The organism is Ensifer sesbaniae, assembly GCF_013283665.1.
GTDB classification, from domain to species: Bacteria; Pseudomonadota; Alphaproteobacteria; order Rhizobiales; family Rhizobiaceae; genus Ensifer; species Ensifer sesbaniae.
On the sequence record NZ_JABEKU010000003.1, the window covers coordinates 281,148 to 300,480 of the forward strand.

General features: G+C 62.7%; 14 protein-coding genes. 13 read left to right on the forward strand and 1 reads right to left on the reverse strand.

Going from position 1 to position 19,333, the window contains the following annotated elements:
• Positions 1 to 68: 68 nt before the first annotated feature.
• The 11 genes from tolB to BHMPCIPO_RS29955 all read left to right on the forward strand — a co-directional run bounded on the left by tolB (position 69) and on the right by BHMPCIPO_RS29955 (position 14,415).
• Positions 69 to 1,379, forward strand: a complete 1,311-nt coding sequence (gene tolB, locus BHMPCIPO_RS29905) for a Tol-Pal system beta propeller repeat protein TolB (RefSeq protein WP_173520454.1) — start codon at positions 69 to 71, stop codon at positions 1,377 to 1,379.
• 182 nt (positions 1,380 to 1,561) lie between these two features.
• Positions 1,562 to 2,095, forward strand: coding sequence for a peptidoglycan-associated lipoprotein Pal (gene pal / locus BHMPCIPO_RS29910; RefSeq protein WP_173520455.1), 534 nt, complete (start codon positions 1,562 to 1,564; stop codon positions 2,093 to 2,095).
• A gap of 259 nt (positions 2,096 to 2,354) precedes the next feature.
• Positions 2,355 to 3,389, forward strand: a complete 1,035-nt coding sequence (gene ybgF / locus BHMPCIPO_RS29915) for a tol-pal system protein YbgF (protein ID WP_173520456.1) — start codon at positions 2,355 to 2,357, stop codon at positions 3,387 to 3,389.
• Positions 3,390 to 3,402: 13 nt separating this feature from the next.
• Complete coding sequence (tilS, locus tag BHMPCIPO_RS29920) at positions 3,403 to 4,719, forward strand: tRNA lysidine(34) synthetase TilS (RefSeq protein ID WP_173520457.1); 1,317 nt, start codon at positions 3,403 to 3,405, stop codon at positions 4,717 to 4,719.
• Between the two features lie 101 nt (positions 4,720 to 4,820).
• Entirely contained in the window at positions 4,821 to 6,764 is a 1,944-nt protein-coding gene (ftsH, locus tag BHMPCIPO_RS29925) for an ATP-dependent zinc metalloprotease FtsH (RefSeq protein WP_173520458.1), read from the forward strand.
• 313 nt (positions 6,765 to 7,077) lie between these two features.
• Positions 7,078 to 8,430, forward strand: a complete 1,353-nt coding sequence (gene glmM / locus BHMPCIPO_RS29930) for a phosphoglucosamine mutase (RefSeq protein WP_173520459.1) — start codon at positions 7,078 to 7,080, stop codon at positions 8,428 to 8,430.
• A gap of 384 nt (positions 8,431 to 8,814) precedes the next feature.
• Positions 8,815 to 9,639: an outer membrane protein gene (locus tag BHMPCIPO_RS29935; RefSeq protein ID WP_173520460.1), complete on the forward strand. Its 825-nt coding sequence runs from the start codon at positions 8,815 to 8,817 to the stop codon at positions 9,637 to 9,639.
• A 188-nt stretch (positions 9,640 to 9,827) separates the two neighbouring features.
• A complete protein-coding gene (locus tag BHMPCIPO_RS29940) occupies positions 9,828 to 10,667 on the forward strand; it encodes an outer membrane protein (RefSeq protein ID WP_173520461.1) in 840 nt (279 codons plus the stop codon).
• A 212-nt stretch (positions 10,668 to 10,879) separates the two neighbouring features.
• Entirely contained in the window at positions 10,880 to 12,058 is a 1,179-nt protein-coding gene (locus BHMPCIPO_RS29945; RefSeq protein WP_173520462.1) for a phosphoserine transaminase, read from the forward strand.
• A 136-nt stretch (positions 12,059 to 12,194) separates the two neighbouring features.
• Positions 12,195 to 13,790 carry a phosphoglycerate dehydrogenase gene (gene serA / locus BHMPCIPO_RS29950; RefSeq protein WP_173520463.1) on the forward strand — a complete coding sequence of 532 codons (1,596 nt, stop codon included), beginning with the start codon at positions 12,195 to 12,197 and terminating at the stop codon, positions 13,788 to 13,790.
• A gap of 118 nt (positions 13,791 to 13,908) precedes the next feature.
• Complete coding sequence (locus tag BHMPCIPO_RS29955) at positions 13,909 to 14,415, forward strand: GNAT family N-acetyltransferase (RefSeq protein ID WP_173520464.1); 507 nt, start codon at positions 13,909 to 13,911, stop codon at positions 14,413 to 14,415.
• A gap of 125 nt (positions 14,416 to 14,540) precedes the next feature.
• Here the strand turns inward: BHMPCIPO_RS29955 and BHMPCIPO_RS29960 are convergent, their stop codons facing one another.
• Positions 14,541 to 15,422 carry a DMT family transporter gene (locus BHMPCIPO_RS29960; protein ID WP_173520465.1) on the reverse strand — a complete coding sequence of 294 codons (882 nt, stop codon included), beginning with the start codon at positions 15,420 to 15,422 and terminating at the stop codon, positions 14,541 to 14,543.
• A 204-nt stretch (positions 15,423 to 15,626) separates the two neighbouring features.
• Between BHMPCIPO_RS29960 and BHMPCIPO_RS29965 the strand changes: the two genes are divergently transcribed.
• Together BHMPCIPO_RS29965 and BHMPCIPO_RS29970 are read left to right on the forward strand one after the other, a co-directional pair.
• Positions 15,627 to 16,925 carry an adenylosuccinate synthase gene (locus BHMPCIPO_RS29965; RefSeq protein ID WP_173520466.1) on the forward strand — a complete coding sequence of 433 codons (1,299 nt, stop codon included), beginning with the start codon at positions 15,627 to 15,629 and terminating at the stop codon, positions 16,923 to 16,925.
• 63 nt (positions 16,926 to 16,988) lie between these two features.
• On the forward strand, positions 16,989 to 19,268 hold the full coding sequence (locus tag BHMPCIPO_RS29970) for a hypothetical protein (RefSeq protein WP_173520467.1): 2,280 nt from the start codon (positions 16,989 to 16,991) through the stop codon (positions 19,266 to 19,268).
• Positions 19,269 to 19,333 lie beyond the last annotated feature (65 nt).

Genomic DNA, 19,333 nt, shown 5'->3' on the forward strand with positions numbered 1-19,333 from the left:
TTGGAACCCATGCCGGATAGCCAACACACCGCACAAACCCTTCGTATTAAGCTGAAAGGCTTGTCTCAATGATCAAGGTCTCTCTTTTCCGTGCCCTGATGGTGGCCGCGGGCATGTTCGTCGCCTTCGTGGCGGCAACGCCGGCGAACGCCGTCGTCGAAATCAACATCAACAAGGGTAACGTCGAGCCCCTGCCGATCGCGATCACCGACTTCCTTCAGGGCGAGCTCGGTCAGAAGATCTCGGACGTGGTCGCCGCCGACCTGAAGCGGTCGGGCCTGTTCGCGCCGATCAACAAGAGCGCCTTCATCGAAAAGATCAGTAATCCGGACGCCACGCCGCGCTTCGAGGACTGGAAGGTCATCAATGCGCAGGCGCTCGTCACAGGCCGCGTGACGCAGGAAGGCGATGGCAGGCTGAAGGCCGAGTTCCGCCTGTGGGATACGTTCGGTGCCCAGCAGATGACCGGCCAGCAGTTCTTCACCCAGCCGGAAAACTGGCGCCGCGTCGCCCACATCATCGCCGATGCCATCTATGAGCGCGTTACCGGTGAAAAGGGCTATTTCGACACCCGCGTCGTCTATGTCGCCGAAAGCGGCCCGAAGACGGCGCGCAAGCGTCAGCTGGTGATCATGGACCAGGACGGCTTCAATGCCCGTGCGCTCACCAATTCCAACGACATCGTTCTGACCCCGCGCTTCTCGCCGAACCGCCAGGAAGTCACTTACATGTCGTTCGAAAACCAGCAGCCGCGCGTCTATCTGCTGCAGCTCGAAACCGGACAGCGTGAAGTCGTCGGCAACTTCCCCGGCATGACCTTCTCGCCGCGCTTCTCGCCGGATGGCCAGCGCGTCATCATGAGCCTTCAGCAGGACGGTAACGCCAACATCTACACGATGGACCTGCGCTCGCGCACGACGACGCGCCTCACCAACACCGCCGCGATCGACACGGCGCCGTCCTATTCGCCCGACGGCAGCCAGATCGCCTTTGAAAGCGACCGCGGCGGCCGCCAGCAGATCTACGTCATGGGCGCCGACGGCTCCGGCCAGCGCCGCATCTCCTTCGGCGACGGCTCCTATTCGACGCCGGTCTGGTCTCCGCGTGGCGACCTCATCGCCTTCACCAAGCAGTCGGGCGGCAAGTTCTCGATCGGCGTGATGAAGACCGACGGTTCGGGCGAACGCATCCTGACCACGGGCTTCCACAACGAAGGCCCGACCTGGGCGCCGAATGGCCGCGTGCTGATGTTCTTCCGACAGAACGCCGGTGCCGGCGGTCCGCAGCTCTATTCGATCGATCTGAGCGGCTACAACGAGCAGGCGATCCCGACGCAGGGCTTCGCATCCGACCCGGCCTGGTCGCCGCTGCTCGAGTAGGCTGATCCAATATGCGGCGGGAAAATGTGGCAACGATGCCGCTTTCTCGCCGCAAAGTGCTGGTCTAGCAGGCGCCGAACCGAAATTATCGATTTGTTAACCATAACTGTTGAAAAGCGATTAACCGCTTCCGGTTACAGTCTGGCAACCGTGAATTCAGACACTTCCAAGGAGACCGGCGTATGAGCCGAATTGACACCCCGGCCGCAGGCCGCATGCAGACCATCGCTCGCAACCCGGTCATGATCGCCCTGGTCATGACGCTTGCCATCGCTGGCTGTGCATCGAAGAAGAACCTGCCGAACAACGCCAACGAGCTCGGCCTCGGCGGCGCGGGCGCTGCAACGCCGGGTTCGCAGCAGGACTTCACCGTCAATGTCGGCGACCGCATCTTCTTCGACACCGACTCCACGTCGATCCGTGCCGACGCGCAGCAGACGCTCGCCCGCCAGGCCCAGTGGCTCGCCAAGTATCCGAACTACGCGATCACGATCGAAGGCCATGCGGACGAACGCGGCACGCGCGAATACAACCTTGCACTCGGCGCCCGCCGTGCTGCCGCCACCCGCGATTACCTCATCAGCCAGGGTGTTCCGGCGAACCGCATGAAGACGATTTCCTACGGCAAGGAAAAGCCGGTCGCCGTCTGCGACGACATCTCCTGCTGGTCGCAGAACCGTCGTGCAGTCACCGTCCTCGGTGGCGCCGGCATGTAATTCTCACGGCCGAGCCTGGCTCGGTCGGGTAGCATGACATGTTCCGGGGAACACAAGCGTGTTCCCGAAATCACGAACTGCTAAAATATAAGGGCGGCTCTCAGCCGCCCTTTGCTTTTTTACCACACTTTGGCCGAACTCCGTTGCTTTTTCAGGGCAATTGGAAAACTGTGCGGCAATCACCCAGTTGACTCGGCGAGATGTATTGCGGGCCCCGAATCAAGGGTGGGACAACCGGTATTCGAACAGGACAAATGAAATGAAGAAATTTGTCGTGGCGGGACTGATCGGTCTGACGGCCCTTGTGGGCCTGGGCCAGACGGCGAACGCCATGCCGCTTTCAGGGCTGCTGGCCCGAACGACTGAAACCCAAACCAGTGCGCAAAACCTGCCCGTGGTGAAGGTGCAGTCGGCCGAGACCGCACGGATTGGCCAGCTCGAGGAACAGATCCGCTCGCTCAACGGGCGTATCGAGGAAATGAGCTTCCAGCTCCTGCAGATGCAGGAGCAGATCCGGAAGTTCCAGGAGGACAACGAATTCCGCTTCCAGGACCTGGAAAGCGGCAAGGCCTCCCCGAAGAAGAGCGGCGCGTTGCAGACGCCGAAGACCAGCGATCAGGCGTCCGTCACCCCCGGGGTGACGGATAGCCAGACAATGGCACCGGCCGGCGGGGGCAATGACATGGCGTCCTCCGGGCTCCCGTCGAGTGGTGACCAGGGTTCCGGCGGCGCGGCGCCGACCACGCTCGGTCAGATCGTCTTCGACCAGAACGGCAATCCGGTTGCTGCCACGACCGATGCTCAACCCGGCTCGAACGCCACACCTCCGGGCGTCGACACCGGTGCCGGACTGCCCGCCGACGATGGTGGCCTCAACAGCAACCCTGGCAGCCAGCAGACGGCCTCGCTCGACAACCCCGGCGATCTCTACCAGTCGGCTTACGGCCATGTTCTTTCCGGCGACTACAGCACGGCGGAGCAGGAATTCGGCGACTATCTGGCGGCGTTTCCGCAGGGCGACAAGGCGGCCGATGCCAGCTTTTGGCTGGGCGAGGCGCAATACTCGCAGGGCAAGTACAGCGACGCGGCCAAGACCTTCCTGAATGCGCACCAGGCCCACGGCAAGTCGCCGAAGGCGCCGGAGATGCTGCTGAAGCTCGGAATGTCGCTCGGTGCGCTCGACAACAAGGAAACCGCCTGCGCGACGCTGCGCGAGGTCAACAAGCGCTACCCGAAGGCTTCGCCGGCGGTGAAGGCAAAGGTGACGAGCGAGCAGAGCCGCTTTGGCTGCTGAGGCCCACCCGCCAATGGCCGTTGTCGAAACGGCAAAACGATTTCTTGCCTCCTTCGATAGACCAGCACGCATCCTCGTGGCCGTCTCCGGCGGGAGCGACTCGAAGGGACTGCTTCTCGCTCTCAAGGAAGCGATCGAGGCAACCAAGCCCACAGAATTTTCCCTGTCCGCCTGCACGGTCGACCATGCGTTGAGGCCGGAATCGGCCGGAGAGGCGCGCGGTGTCGCGGCGTTCTGCGAGAGCCTGGGTGTGCCGCACCTCACCACCCTATGGGACGGGCCGAAGCCCGGAACCGGCATTCAGGCGGCGGCGCGCGCGGCGCGCTACGCATTACTGGCGGGGGCTGCGCAACGCTTCGAAGCATCCTCGATCGTCACCGGCCACACGCTCGACGACCAGCGAGAGACGATCCTGATGCGCGCACGGCGGCGGGAGGGACCCGGTGCCGCGGGCATGGCGGCGGCCACGCTCTATGACCGTCGCATCTGGGTGTTCAGACCCTTCCTCACGGTCGAACGCAGCGCCATTCGCGCCTTTCTCGAGGCCAGGAATGTCGCCTGGTTCGACGATCCGAGCAACGCGAACCCTCGCTTCGAGCGGGCACGTGCGCGGGCCTCGCTGGCGTCATCGCCAGCGACCGGTGGCGGCGTCTGGGATGCCCGATCGCGGGCGCGATCGTCGGCAGCTGCAGCCGCCCTGCTCGCGCGGCACGTAAGGGTGCATGCGGGGTTGGTCGCGCAAATCCCTCCTGCGATGGCAGATCAAGGCCGGGACATCGACTGGCAACGGGCGCTGCTGACGCTGGCGACCGTCCTCGGCGGCCGCGCACATCTGCCGGCGGCCGGGACTGTCGAGCGGTTGGTGAACGCCCTGGAGCAGGGGACACCGGGCCGGCTGACCGCGGGACGCGTCGTCTTCGATCGGCGCTCGACCGGCCTTTATCTTTATCGGGAGGCGCGCGGCATCGAGGACCTGACCTTGCAGGCAGGGCAAACTGCTGTCTGGGACGGACGTTTCCTGATCCGCAACGATGGCGATGGTCCCCTCATGGTGACGGTGGAAGGCGGCCGCGGACCACAACAGCAGAGACTTATTGCCGCAGGTTTGCCACCGGGCGTTGCGGGTCGAGCGTCGCTGTCGGCGCCACGCATCGTCCGCGACGACGTCAAAAGTGTCGCACCTGTCACAATCGAGCCGAGGATCGGTCTCTACGACACCTTTTTGCCGGGTTTCGACAGGATCATGGCAGACAGGATCGCCGGATTGTTCGGACGCCAGCCTTACCTGCCGCCACCGGTTCACGGTCTATTGACAGAAATGGAATGGTAGACGGCGGTTTGCCTTGGCAATGCGTCGCCAGAACCCTATGTTAGGGAGCAAGACAGCGACCCGGCGAAATGCGTGGGTCGTGACAGGTTCCGGGGAGTTCGATGAACCCTAATTTTCGTAATCTTGCCCTTTGGGCAATCATAGCGCTTCTGCTGATCGCGTTGTTCAGCATGTTCCAGCAGCCGACGGAGCGCACCGGCTCGCGCGAGATTCCGTTCTCGCAATTCCTCAAGGACGTGGATGCGAGCCGCGTCAAGGAAGTCGTGATCACCGGCCCGAAAGTGATCGGCAGCTATTCCGAAAGCGGCGCCACCTTCCAGACCTACGCGCCATCCGTCGATACGGCGCTGACCGAGCGCCTCGAAGCCAAGGACGTGACGGTCACGGTTCGCCCGGAAACCGACGGCTCGTCCGGCTTCCTGAGCTACATCGGTACGCTCCTCCCGATGCTTCTGATCCTCGGCGTCTGGCTGTTCTTCATGCGCCAAATGCAGGGCGGCTCGCGTGGAGCCATGGGCTTCGGCAAGTCCAAGGCCAAGCTGCTGACGGAAGCGCATGGCCGCGTCACCTTTGACGACGTCGCCGGCGTCGACGAAGCCAAGCAGGACCTCGAAGAAATCGTCGAATTCCTGCGCGATCCGCAGAAGTTCCAGCGCCTTGGCGGCCGCATTCCACGCGGCGTGCTGCTCGTCGGCCCTCCCGGTACCGGTAAGACGCTGCTTGCACGCTCCGTTGCCGGCGAAGCCAACGTGCCGTTCTTCACCATCTCCGGTTCCGACTTCGTCGAAATGTTCGTCGGCGTTGGCGCCAGCCGTGTGCGCGACATGTTCGAGCAGGCGAAGAAGAATGCGCCCTGCATCATCTTCATCGACGAAATCGACGCCGTCGGCCGCCATCGTGGCGCCGGTCTCGGCGGCGGCAACGACGAGCGCGAGCAGACGCTCAACCAGTTGCTGGTCGAGATGGACGGCTTCGAAGCCAATGAAGGCATCATCCTGATCGCGGCGACCAACCGTCCCGACGTTCTCGACCCTGCACTGCTGCGTCCAGGCCGCTTCGACCGCCAGGTCGTCGTGCCGAACCCGGATATCAACGGCCGCGAACGCATCCTCAAGGTGCACGTACGCAACGTGCCGCTGGCGCCGAACGTCGACCTCAAGGTGCTCGCACGCGGTACGCCCGGTTTCTCCGGCGCCGATCTCATGAACCTCGTCAACGAGGCGGCGCTGATGGCCGCCCGCCGCAACAAGCGTCTTGTCACCATGCTCGAGTTCGAGGATGCCAAGGACAAGATCATGATGGGTGCGGAGCGTCGCTCCTCGGCCATGACCGAAGCCGAGAAGAAGCTGACGGCCTATCACGAAGCCGGTCACGCGATCCTGGCGCTCAACGTTCCCTCGGCCGATCCGCTGCACAAGGCGACGATCATTCCGCGCGGACGGGCGCTTGGCATGGTCATGCAGTTGCCCGAAGGCGACCGCTACTCGATGAGCTACAAGTGGATGGTCTCGCGCCTTGCCATCATGATGGGCGGACGCGTTGCTGAAGAGCTGACCTTCGGCAAGGAGAACATCACCTCGGGCGCATCGTCGGATATCGAGCAGGCAACGAAGCTTGCCCGTGCGATGGTGACGCAATGGGGCTTCTCCGATCAGCTCGGCCAGGTTTCCTACGGCGAGAACCAGCAGGAAGTCTTCCTTGGCCACTCCGTCGCGCAGCAGAAGAACGTTTCCGAAGCGACGGCTCAGAAGATCGACAACGAAATCCGTCGCCTGATCGACGAGGCCTATGAGACGGCGCGCAGGATCCTGACCGAGAAGAACCACGAATTCGTGGCGCTTGCCGAAGGCCTGCTCGAATACGAAACCCTGACGGGTGATGAGATCAAGGCGCTGATCCGCGGCGAAAAGCCGGCACGCGACCTTGGCGACGACACGCCACCGCATCGTGGCTCGGCCGTTCCTTCAGCAGGTTCTAAGAAGGAGGGCCCGGCGAGCAACAAGGGCGAAGAATCCGAAGGTGGATTCGAGCCGCAGCCGCAATAGCCGGCACGGTCGGCAATGTATCCGAGCCGCCGCTCCTTAAGTGGAACGGCGGCTTTTCGTTGCCTCTCGGCCTCTGGCATTTGGTAACGGGATGTAATGATTTCTGATGTTAGGCTCGCTGCCGCTTGCTGCGCTTTTGTGTCAAAGAAGACACGACGTGTTTGCGATGGCTGCCCTTGAACGGAATGCCGATCGCCAAGCAGACGGCATCCAAGAGATGAATGAGGTCCGGTCAATGAAACCCAGTCGCGCAAAACGCAGACAGGCGGAGCTGGCCAAACCGGCCCTGACCCGGCAGAACGATGGAGTTTTTATGAAGCGAAAGTATTTCGGCACCGACGGTATCCGCGGCCAGTCCAACATGTTTCCGATGACGCCGGATCTGGCGATGCGGGTCGGCATTGCGGTCGGTACGATCTTTCGCAACGGAGCCCACCGTCACCGGGTGGTGATCGGCAAGGATACCCGTCTTTCGGGCTATATGCTCGAAAACGCCATGGTGGCGGGCTTTACGGCTGCAGGTCTCGACGTCTTCCTGCTCGGGCCGATCCCGACGCCGGGCGTCGCCATGCTCACGCGGTCGCTGCGCGCCGATATCGGCGTGATGATCTCCGCCTCGCACAACCCCTTCCAGGACAACGGCATCAAGCTTTTCGGTCCTGACGGCTACAAGCTTTCCGACGATATCGAAGAGAAGATCGAGGCGCTGCTCGATCAGGACCTCTCGGGGCAACTGGCAAAGTCTGAAGACATCGGCCGGGCGAAGCGCGTCGATGGTGACATCTATCGCTATCTGGAGCACGCAAAGCGCACGCTGCCGCGCGACGTCACGCTCCAGGGCCTGCGCATCGCTGTCGACTGCGCCAATGGTGCGGCCTACAAGGTGGCGCCGACGGCGCTTTGGGAGCTGGGCGCGGAAGTCGTCACCATCGGGACGGAACCGAACGGCCTCAACATTAATCTCGATTGCGGCTCCACCCATCCCGTGACGCTGTCGAAAAAGGTCCACGAAGTGCGCGCCGATATCGGCATTGCGCTTGATGGCGATGCCGATCGTGTGCTGATCGTCGATGAGAACGGCACGGTGATTGACGGCGACCAGCTGATGGCGGTGATCGCCGACAGCTGGGCCGAAGACGGCATGCTGCGTGGCGGCGCCGTTGCCGCGACCGTCATGTCCAATCTTGGGCTCGAGCGCTATCTGAAAGGGCGCGGCATCGATCTGCGGCGCACGAAGGTCGGCGACCGTTATGTCGTCGAGCAGATGCGCCAGGATGGCTTGAACGTGGGTGGTGAACAGTCGGGCCACATCGTGCTCTCCGATTTCGGCACGACGGGTGATGGTCTTGTCGCCGCTCTGCAGATCCTTGCGGTCGTCAAGCGTCAGGGCAAGGCGGTGAGCGAGGTGTGCCACCGGTTCGAGCCGGTGCCGCAGGTGCTGAAGAATGTTCGTATTTCTGCCGGCAAGCCACTCGAAGATACGGCGGTACGCCAGGCGATCGCCGATGCGGAGGCAGAGCTTGCGAAGTCCGGCCGCCTGCTGATCCGGCCCTCCGGCACCGAACCGCTGATCCGTGTGATGGCGGAAGGCGACGACCGCGGGCAGGTCGAACGTATTGTCGATGAGCTGGTCAATGTCATCGGCAGCGTCCGCAATGCTGCCTGAAGTATTCAGCGACTGATTTCCCTCCAGGGCCGGTGCGATGCATCGGCCTCTTTTTTGTCCTGCTGTCGGCTACCGTCGCCGAAGGCCAAAGCATCTCACGAGGCCATCCCAGCACCGGATTTTCAAGCGGTGAGCGTTCCTGTCTTTTCAGGGGCGAGCTAGTACATTGTCTTGCCGATTTATTTAGCTGTACCTTAAGGGAACTCGAAGACGGACAGTAATGCGGCACAACAACCGTAAGAATAGGCTGCTTTCTTAACAATCTCGGTAAACGTTTGTAGTTAATCGGAACTTAACCTTTCCTCCTCATTATCCATAACCAACATCGGGATTTGGGCACCGGTTTCATGGTGAACCAAGCAACGGAATGTATTGGAGTGGGCCATGAAGAGAATTTTGAGTGGCGTTGTTGCTATTTTGCTCAGCGGCACGGCAGCTTTTGCTGCGGATGTCTACCAACCGCCTATGGAGCCGGTGCCGGAGCAGCCCGTCGAGGTCATCCAGACCAGCGGCTGGTACCTGCGCGGCGACGTCGGTTACGCCTGGAATCATCTGCGCGGCGCAAATTTCTACCAGGGGGGGCCGAGCGGCTCGATCGCGGATTTCGACTCCGCCGATATCGATGATTCTTGGGTGATCGGCGGCGGTGTCGGTTACCAGTTCAACAATTATCTCCGTGCCGACATCACGGCCGACTACTGGGGCAACGGCGACTTCGTCGGCTCGACCAGCGGCGGCTGCGGGACGGTTGCAGGTCCTTGCGTGTCGCGTGACATAAGCTCGGTCTCGGCCTGGAGCCTGATGGCCAACGCCTATGTCGACATCGGCACCTATGGCGCCTTCACGCCCTACGTCGGTGCCGGTATCGGTGCCACGCGCGTGAGCTGGGACGGACTGCGCAACACCAGCTGCAGTGTCGCCGATCCCACGGCATGCGACCCGACGACCAATCACGGCGGCGAGGATAGCTGGCGCTTCACCTACGCCCTCATGGCCGGTACAGCGATCGACCTGACCTGCAACCTGAAGGCCGATATCGGCTATCGCTTCCGCCAGGTCGATGACGGCGACATGTTCGGTTACGCCAATGGCGGCGGACCGGGTTTCGACGATGGCTTCTACATCCACGAGGCGCGCGCCGGTCTGCGCTACTCCTTCGGCAACACCTGCGAAGTTCCTTACGAGCCGCCGCCGATCGTCTACAAATAATCCGACAGTATCCGACAAGCACCAAGGCCACCTGCGGGTGGCCTTTTTCGTGGCCGCCAATCTTTGCCCGTTTCCTAACGAGTATGGTTAACCGTGGGTTAACCAGTCGCTGCAATAGTTAACGCTGAACGAAGCGGCGACGGCATGGCTCCATCCCGCACGGATAGCAGTGGTGAAAGGGCATGGGCATGGATTGGCGAAACGGGTTCTGCGGAGCCGCTTTTGGTGCCGGCCTGCTGCTACTTTCCGGTTCGGCGCTGGCGGCAGACGAGGATCTTCTGAATGCCCCGGAGATCACCATCGAGAAGGAAGCGGCCGGCACCAGTGCGATTTACCTGCGTGGCGATATCGGCTATGCGCCCTGGCGCGGCGAAGGCGACCCCTATTACCGGACCTTCGATGCGGGAACGCTGACCTATGACAGCGTCTCCTTCGACAATGCCCGTTTTGACAAACCGTTCTCCGGTTCGCTCGGCATCGGCTACCAGCTCACCGATACGTTCCGCGCCGACCTGACGGCCGAATATTTCGAGGGCCGGTTCAGCGGTTCGTCGTCGTCGGCAAGTCCTTGCGCGGGGCAGGGGGCCGGCACGTCCTGTGCTTTATCGACCGGTGCCGGCTATTCGGCTCTTGGGCTAATGGCGAACGCCTATCTGGATTTCGGCACGCTTGCGGGTTTCACGCCCTATGTCGGCGGCGGCATCGGTGCGACACGCCTCAACTGGGACAGCGCAATCGAAAGGGCCACTTGTGTGGCCGGCGGCGGCGCTTGCGTCGGCGGCGCGCCCACTTCCGCCGCCTACGAGGGGCGCGACAGTTGGCGATTCACCTACGCGCTGATGGCTGGCGTTTCCTATGATCTCAGCGAACAGCTGAAACTCGATGTCGGTTATCGCTATTCGCATGTCGCCGATGGCGAGATGTTCGGCTTCGGCGCCGAGGCGCTTGTTGGCGCCAGCGGCGACAAGGGCTTCGACGACGGGCTGTCGCGCCACGAGATCCGGGCGGGCTTGCGCTTCTCCTTCTGATCTCTCGAAACCGGTGCGGACGGCGGCGCAAGAAGGGCGTCGCCTCTGACAATCGATCGGCTGGCCTTGCTCAGGCTTTTCAGATGTTGCCTGCGGCGCCATAAATTTTCTCGATTGCGACAAAGGCGCTTGACTTCCGGTCCCGGCCACAATATCGACGACGGCGGGACACCCTTCCCCAACGAAGGGCTATCTATCTGGAAGGATAGCACATGGCAAAGCCTGCACAGCCGGACCTCCGTCCGAACAATGTCCATTTCTCCTCTGGTCCTTGCTCGAAGCGCCCTGGCTGGACGCTCGATGCTCTCTCCGATGCTCCGCTCGGTCGTTCGCACCGTGCCAAGATCGGCAAGACGAAGCTGAAGCAGGCCATCGATCTTACCCGTGACATTCTCGAAGTGCCGGCCGACTACCGTATCGGTATCGTGCCCGCTTCCGATACCGGCGCCGTCGAAATGGCGCTTTGGTCGCTGCTCGGTCAGCGCGGCGTCGATATGCTTGCCTGGGAAAGCTTCGGCGCCGGCTGGGTGACCGATGTGGTCAAGCAGCTGAAGCTTGCCGACGTTCGCAAGTTCGAAGCCGGCTACGGCGAACTGCCCGATCTTTCCAAGGTCGATTTCGACCGCGACGTGGTCTTCACCTGGAACGGCACGACCTCCGGTGTGCGCGTGCCGAATGCCGACTTCATCCCGGCCGACCGCAAGGGCCTGACGATCTGCGATGCGACCTCTGCCGCCTTCGCGCAGAACCTCGACTTCGCCAAGCTCGACGTCGTCACCTTCTCCTGGCAGAAGGTCCTCGGCGGCGAGGGCGCCCATGGCGTCATCATTCTGTCGCCGCGCGCCGTCGAGCGTCTGCTCACCTACGTGCCGGCCTGGCCGCTGCCGAAGATCTTCCGCATGACCTCGGGCGGCAAGCTGATCGAGGGCATCTTCTCCGGCGAGACGATCAACACGCCGTCGATGCTCTGCGTCGAGGACTATATCGACGCACTGCTCTGGGCTGAGCAGGTCGGCGGGCTCAAGGGCCTGATGGCCCGCGCCGATGCCAATGCGCAGGTGATCTTCGACTTCATCGCCGCCAATGACTGGATCGCCAACCTGGCGGTCAAGGACGAGACCCGCTCCAACACCTCGGTCTGCCTGAAGATCGTCGACAAGGACGTTTTGGCGCTCGACACCGATGGTCAGGCCGCCTTCGCCAAGGGCGTGGTTGCGCTACTCGAGAAGGAAGGCGTCGCCTTCGACATCGGCCATTACCGCGATGCGCCGTCCGGTCTTCGCATCTGGGCCGGCGCTACCATCGAGGCCGCCGACATGAAAGCGCTGATGCCGTGGCTCACCTGGGCCTTCGAGACCCAGAAGGCGACATTGACGCAGGCCGCGGCCTGATCCGGAGCGGGTGAGGAAAATGTACTCTGCCCGCGTCCCGCACAGATGAAAGTGATCCGCTTCGCTCCCGGGGAGGGGGCGAGGCCGGCTATCCGCATTCCTATTCAGACCTGATCTCTAAGTAAGGAGGCCTCTCATGGCACCTCGCGTTCTCGTATCCGACGAACTGTCGGAAACCGCCGTCCAGATCTTCCGCGACCGCGGCGTCGAAGTCGATTTCCAGCCGAAGCTCGGCAAGGACAAGGACAAGCTCGCCGAAATCATCGGCAACTACGACGGTCTTGCGATCCGCTCGGCCACCAAGGCGACGGAAAAGCTGATCGCGGCTGCGACCAACCTCAAGGTTATCGGCCGCGCCGGCATCGGCGTCGACAACGTCGACATTCCGGCCGCTTCGCGCCGCGGCATCATCGTCATGAACACGCCTTTTGGTAACTCGATCACGACCGCCGAACATGCGATCGCGCTGCTCTTTGCCGTTGCCCGCCAGCTTCCCGCGGCCGATACCTCGACCCAGGCCGGCAAGTGGGAGAAGTCGCGCTTCATGGGCGTCGAGATCACCGGCAAGACGCTCGGCGTCATCGGTGCCGGCAATATCGGCTCGATCGTCTGCTCGCGCGCCATCGGCCTGAAGATGCACGTGCTCGCCTACGACCCGTTCCTCTCCAAGGAGCGCGCCGAGGAAATGGGCGTCACCAAAGTCGAGCTCGATGAGCTGCTCGCGCACGCCGATTTCATCACGCTGCACGTGCCGCTGACCGACAAGACCCGCAACATCCTGAGCGCCGAAGCGATCGCCAAGACGAAGCCGGGCGTGCGCATCATCAACTGCGCCCGCGGTGGTCTGGTCGACGAGAAGGCGCTTGCCGAAGCGATCAAGTCGGGTCATGTCGCCGGCGCCGGCTTCGACGTCTTCGAGGTCGAACCTGCGACGGAAAGCCCCCTCTTCGGCCTGCCGAACGTCGTCTGCACGCCGCATCTCGGCGCTTCGACCACGGAAGCGCAGGAGAATGTCGCCCTGCAGGTGGCCGAGCAGATGTCGGACTACCTGGTCAAGGGTGCCGTCTCCAACGCCATCAACATGCCGTCGATAACCGCCGAAGAAGCGCCGATCCTCAAGCCGTTCATCCGGCTTGCCGACGTTCTCGGCGCCTTCGTCGGCCAGGTCACCGAAAGCGCGATCAAGGAAATCGAGATCCTCTATGACGGCTCGACCGCCGGCATGAACACCAAGGCGCTGACGAGCGCGGTGCTCGCCGGCCTGATCCGGCCGCAGGTCGCCGACGTCAACATGGTTTCGGCGCCGGTCATGATCAAGGAAAAGGGCATCATCCTCTCCGAGGTCAAGCGTGACAAGACCGGCGTCTTCGACGGCTACATCAAGCTGACGGTGACGACGGCGAACCAGACGCGCTCGGTCGCCGGTACCGTGTTCTCCGACGGCAAGCCGCGCTTCATCCAGATCAAGGGCATCAACCTCGATGCGGATGTCGGCAGCCACATGGTCTACATCACCAACACTGACGTTCCCGGCATGATCGGCTTCATCGGCATGACGCTGGGCGATGCCGGCGTCAACATCGCCAACTTCCAGCTCGGCCGCGAGAAGGAAGGCGGCGACGCGATCGCTCTGCTCTATGTCGACGCTGCCGTTTCCGAGACCGTGCTTGACAAGCTGCGCGCCAACAAGGCAATTCGCCAGGCAAAGCCGCTGGTCTTCAACATCGATTGAGGCCGGCACGGGAAGCGGCAGCAAGATCTGCCGCTTCGTCGACCCCAATCACGGGACATGTCGAGGACGCACCGGTGACCGCCGGTGCGTTTTCCTGTTTCAGAGCGTGTGATGAGAAATGACCGAAATGACGTTCCGCTGGCGCGAGGCAAGCCTGCCAGACCTCGTTTCCGTATCGGAGATCCAGCTTGTGGTTCACCAGGCGTTCCCCGAGGATGATGCCGTGCTTGCCGATCGCATCGCCTTGAGCCCCGCCAGTTGCTTCATGCTGGACGCGGACGGGCAGTCGCGGGGTCATGTGTTGAGCCATCCCTGGCTCAGAGGCGCGCCACCATCGCTGAATACCATGCTTGGCGAAATTCCTGACGCCGCCGACACCTGGTACATCCACGATCTGGCACTTCTCCCCGAGATGCGTGGCTCCGGAGCAGGGGGCGGAGTTCTTCCGATGCTCGAGGATGTCGCCAAGACAGAAGGGTTCCGGTCGATGTCGCTCGTCTCCGTCAACGGATCCCGCGGCTTTTGGGAAAGACAGGGGTTTGAGGTGCGCATGGACGAGCGGCTGGCGCTGAAGCTCTCAAGCTATGGCGAGGAAGCGCTCTATATGGAGCGGCTTCTCGTCTGATAGATGAAAATGCCTTGGCCCCCGAGGAGAAGGCGATAGAAACATCCTCTGCGACCAAGGCCGAATCGCCTCCCGACCTCCAGCAATTGCATCGCGCGACCTTTGCCGGCAGGCGTGAGGGCTCGTCAGTGCGGGCGACCCCTCTCGGCAATGGCGATGCCGCCAAGCACGAGCAGGAGGGCGACAAGATGGAAAAGGCGGAAGGTCTCGCCGATCAGCAACACGGAAAGAAGCGTTCCGAAAACGGGAATCGCATTGATGAAGAGGCCCGCCCGGTTGGCGCCAATCATCTCGACGCCGCGAACATAGAGCACCTGTGACATCAGCGACGGGAAGATCGCGGCATAGAGAACGATGATCCAGCCGGTGGTATCCGGCACGATCGCCGTGCCGCTGCTGATTTCCCAGAAGAGCAGCGGCAGGGCGCTGATGAGTGCGCCGAACGCAGGCGCGGCAATGAAGCTCTGCCAGTGCATGACCGGCTTGTAGCGCAGTGCCACGGTGTAGCCGGCATAGACCACGCAGGCGGCGATCATCAGCGCGTCGCCGAAATTGAACTCGAGCGTCAACAGGCTCGAAATGTCGCCGTGGGCTGCCGTCACCAATACTCCGATCAGGGTAACGGTGAAGCCGATCACCTGGGCGATCGATGCCTTCGTGCGGAACAGCATGAAGTTGAACAGGAAGATCAGCATCGGAATGCCGGCCTGAAGGATGACGGCGTTGATGGCGCTCGTATATTTCAGCGCCGAATAGAGCAGGGCGTTGAAGGTGGTGAAGCCGATCGCGCCATATGCGAGCAGTTGCAGCCAGTGCTTGCGGATCTTGTCCCGGTCGCGACGGATCTGCGGCGTCATCAGCACCAGGATGACGACCAGCGCAAAGACCCAGCGCAGGGTCGTCAGCATCATCGGGCTCACGTGCCCGACCGCCATCTTGCCGGCGACGGAATTGCCGCCCCAGAAGAGTGCGGTGACGCAGAGATAGACATAGGCTCTGGAATTCACGATGCTCGGACCTGTGCGAGGATGGGGACCTGTTGCCGGGATGGCGGGAGAGACGAAGATATAGGCGCTAAATCCCGGCCTTGTCATGCAAAAAGGGCGGAACGCCTTATATAACGGGGTCGCTTTCCGGATGACAACACAGTATAGATGCGCGGGTTTGAGAACAGCGCAGCCTCGTTTGCGCGCCTGCACAGGAAGAGAATTATGACGAATGTCGTAGTGGTCGGCTCCCAATGGGGTGACGAAGGCAAAGGCAAGATTGTGGATTGGCTCTCCGAACGCGCGGATATCGTCGTGCGCTTTCAGGGCGGTCACAATGCCGGCCATACCCTGGTGATCGACGGCGTCAGCTACAAGCTGTCGCTCCTGCCTTCCGGCGTTGTCCGTCCCGGCAAGCTTGCCGTCATCGGCAACGGCGTCGTCATCGACCCGCATGCGCTAATTGCCGAAATCGACAAGCTCAGCAAGCAGGGTATTGCGATCACGCCGGACAATCTGCGCATCGCCGACAACGCCACGCTGATCCTGTCGCTGCACCGCGAGCTTGATGGCATCCGCGAAGATGCGGCCTCCAACAGCGGCACCAAGATCGGCACGACGCGCCGCGGCATCGGCCCGGCCTATGAAGACAAGGTCGGCCGCCGCGCCATCCGCGTCATGGACCTCGCCGACCTCGATACCCTGCCGGCCAAGGTCGACCGCCTGCTGACGCACCACAACGCGCTGCGCCGCGGTCTCGGTGAAGCGGAAATCAGCCACGAGGCGATCATGCAGGAGCTTTCCTCTGTCGCCGCCAAGGTGCTGCCGTTCATGGACACCGTCTGGGTGCTGCTCGACAAGGCCCGCCGCAAGGGCGCGCGCATCCTGTTCGAAGGCGCGCAGGGCACGCTGCTCGACATCGACCACGGCACCTATCCGTTCGTCACCTCGTCGAACACCGTTGCCGGCCAGGCCGCGGCAGGCTCGGGCATGGGCCCGGGTTCGCTCGGCTATATCCTCGGCATCACCAAGGCCTACACGACGCGCGTCGGTGAGGGCCCGTTCCCGACCGAGCTCACCGATGAAATCGGTCAGTTCCTCGGCGAAAAGGGGCATGAATTCGGTACGGTGACGGGGCGCAAGCGCCGCTGCGGCTGGTTCGACGCGGCACTGGTGCGCCAGTCGGTTGCTGCCAATGGCATCACCGGCATCGCGCTCACCAAGCTCGACGTGCTCGATGGTCTCGACGAGCTGAAGATCTGCGTCGGTTATACTCTGGATGGACAGCAGATCGATCACCTGCCGGCAAGCCAGGCGCAGCAAGCTTCGGCAAAGCCAGTCTATATTACACTCGAAGGCTGGAAGGAATCGACGGTCGGCGCACGCAGCTGGGCAGATCTTCCGGCGCAAGCGATCAAATACGTTCGTCAGGTCGAAGAACTGATCGGTGCGCCGGTCGCTCTTCTTTCGACCAGCCCCGAACGGGACGACACAATACTTGTGACGGACCCCTTTGAGGACTAGTGTCGGCGAAATGACATTGCGTCGCGATCGCAAAGACATACCTGGGCGTATGAGAAAGTACTAATGGCGGATTTTGTTGCAGTTATTCGCAGGACCGTTGACGGCCTGTCGGAAAACACACCCGAAATGCGGGACAGGGTATACGAGAAGGCGCGCGCGGCCGTGCGCCGCCAGCTCGAAAACATGAACCCGCGTCCGTCGGACGACATGATCAATCGCCAGTTGGCGAAACTCGAAAACGCGATCGCCGAAGTCGACAGCGAATATGCCGAGGCCTTGCCCTCTCTCGAAGAGACGGAAGTGGTGGAGGATGCGTCCGAAACCGTAGCCGTCGAGCAGCCGGTCGAGGAAATCGTTCCCGAGCCTGAAGCGCAGCCCGAACCGGCTGGCGAAAGCGAGCCGGTCGCGGTCGCCGAGGAAGCGGCACCGGAAGCGGACGAACATGGTGCGGCGGTTCAAGAGGAGCCGGCGCAGTATGCCGACCATCCCGCCGAAGCGGCGGAAGTAGCCGCGGCAGAGCCGGCTGCGGAAGAACCAGTGGTCGAAACGACCGATACTCCGATCGACGAGGCGAGCGCCCCCGTCGTCGAAGAGCCGCAGGCAGATGTCCCGGTTTACGAGGCCGCGGAGTATGCGGCACCGGCTGCGGACGAAACGCACGATGTGACTGCACCCCCTCCGCCGGTGGACGAGGAACCTCGCTCGGTCGAAGAGCCGGCATGGGATGCTCCGGCGGCTGCCGCCGAAGAAAAGCCGGCCGCCTCCGAGTGGGACCTGCCGGAATGGGAAACCGCCACTCCGATGGCGACGCACGCTCCTGCGGACCAGCAGGTCGAGGAGGACGAGCAGGCCCATGGGCCCGAGCTCCTCGGCATGCATCCGGTGGAAGAGCCGCAGCAGGATGTGCCGGCGGAGACGCCGAGTGCTGCAGCCGAGCCCCCGAAGGCCGATACCGCGCGCAACTGGTCGTTCGACGATAACGATCCCTTCGCGGCATTCGAGGAACGGCGCACCGAAAAGAGCGCGGAACCGGAGATTGCCGATTGGTCCTGGCCGATCGAGAAGACCGGACAGGCGGCGGCCGATACTCCCCAGAGCCAGCAAGATCGCGCCGGCACGGCCTGGGACCACATCGACGACCTGCTCGGTTTCGAAAGTGCCGCGACCGCAGCGACGGCGGGTGCAGCAGCATCGACGGCTGCGCGCGAGCCGGAACGTGGCGCCGAGGGACCGGCGCCGGCAGCATCACGGCCGTCATCTTACCGGGCTACACCGAAGCCGTCGCGCTTCAGCATCAAGCGCCTTGCCATCGCTGCAATCATCTTGCTGGCGCTTGGCGGTGGCGGCTTCGCCTACTGGCAGAATCGGGAAGCGGGCAACGCCTGGCTTTCGAGGATCGTGGCGTCGGTCACTTCGGCCGTTTCAAACATCGGAGGATCGCCGGCAGAAGAGAGCGCTCCGCCGGCAGATGGCCAGGGAGAAGCGACGCAGCAGCAACCGGCACAACACGACGACACGGCGGTCCCGGACAACACCTCGACGAAATTCACCCAGCGCCTGCTTAATGACGGCTCCGAAGTCGACAATGGGCCCGCCACCGCAAGCGGCGAGGGCACCGGCCAGGAAGGCAAGTCCGTGGCGCAGCAGACCGAGGCGAGCAAGCCTTTGGAAACGGCTAGTGCCCAGGGCGGAACGGCCGGTCAAGCGGGCACACCGCCGGCCGGACAGCAGACTGGTGGACAGCCGACGACACCGGAGATTGCGATCGCCAATGGCGAGAAGATGTTCCTCTACGAAGAGCGCCTCGGCCAGTCTTCGCCGACGGCCATTCCGGGAACCGTTGCGTGGTCGGTGAAGGAAGAATCGCCCGGCGGTGACGCCAAGCCCGAACCGGCCGTCCAGGCACAGATCACCATTCCGGACCGGGGCCTCACTGCGTTGATGACGATCAAGCGCAACGCCGACGAGTCGTTGCCGGCAAGTCATGTCATCGAATTCGTCTTCTCGCTGCCGCAGAACTTCGAAGGCGGCGCGATCGACAGCGTGCAGCGCGTTTCGATGAAGCGTACGGAGCAGGATCGGGGTGACGCGTTGATCGCCGTCCCGGCCAAGATCACCGACGACTTCCATATGATCGCGCTCAACGATTCCAAGGACGCGATCGGCAACAACACCGAACTGCTGCGCAGTCGCAGCTGGATCGACATTCCGCTGACCTACAGGAACGGCCGGCGCGCACTGTTGACGCTGGAGAAGGGACCGAGCGGAACGGACGCCTTCAATCAGGCGCTGCGCGCCTGGGCGGCCGCGCCGACAACGGACGCGGCGACCAACAGCCAGTAAGCCCCGAGACACGACAGGACAAAGAAAAACCCGGCAGGAGCGATCCGCCGGGTTTTTCATTTGGC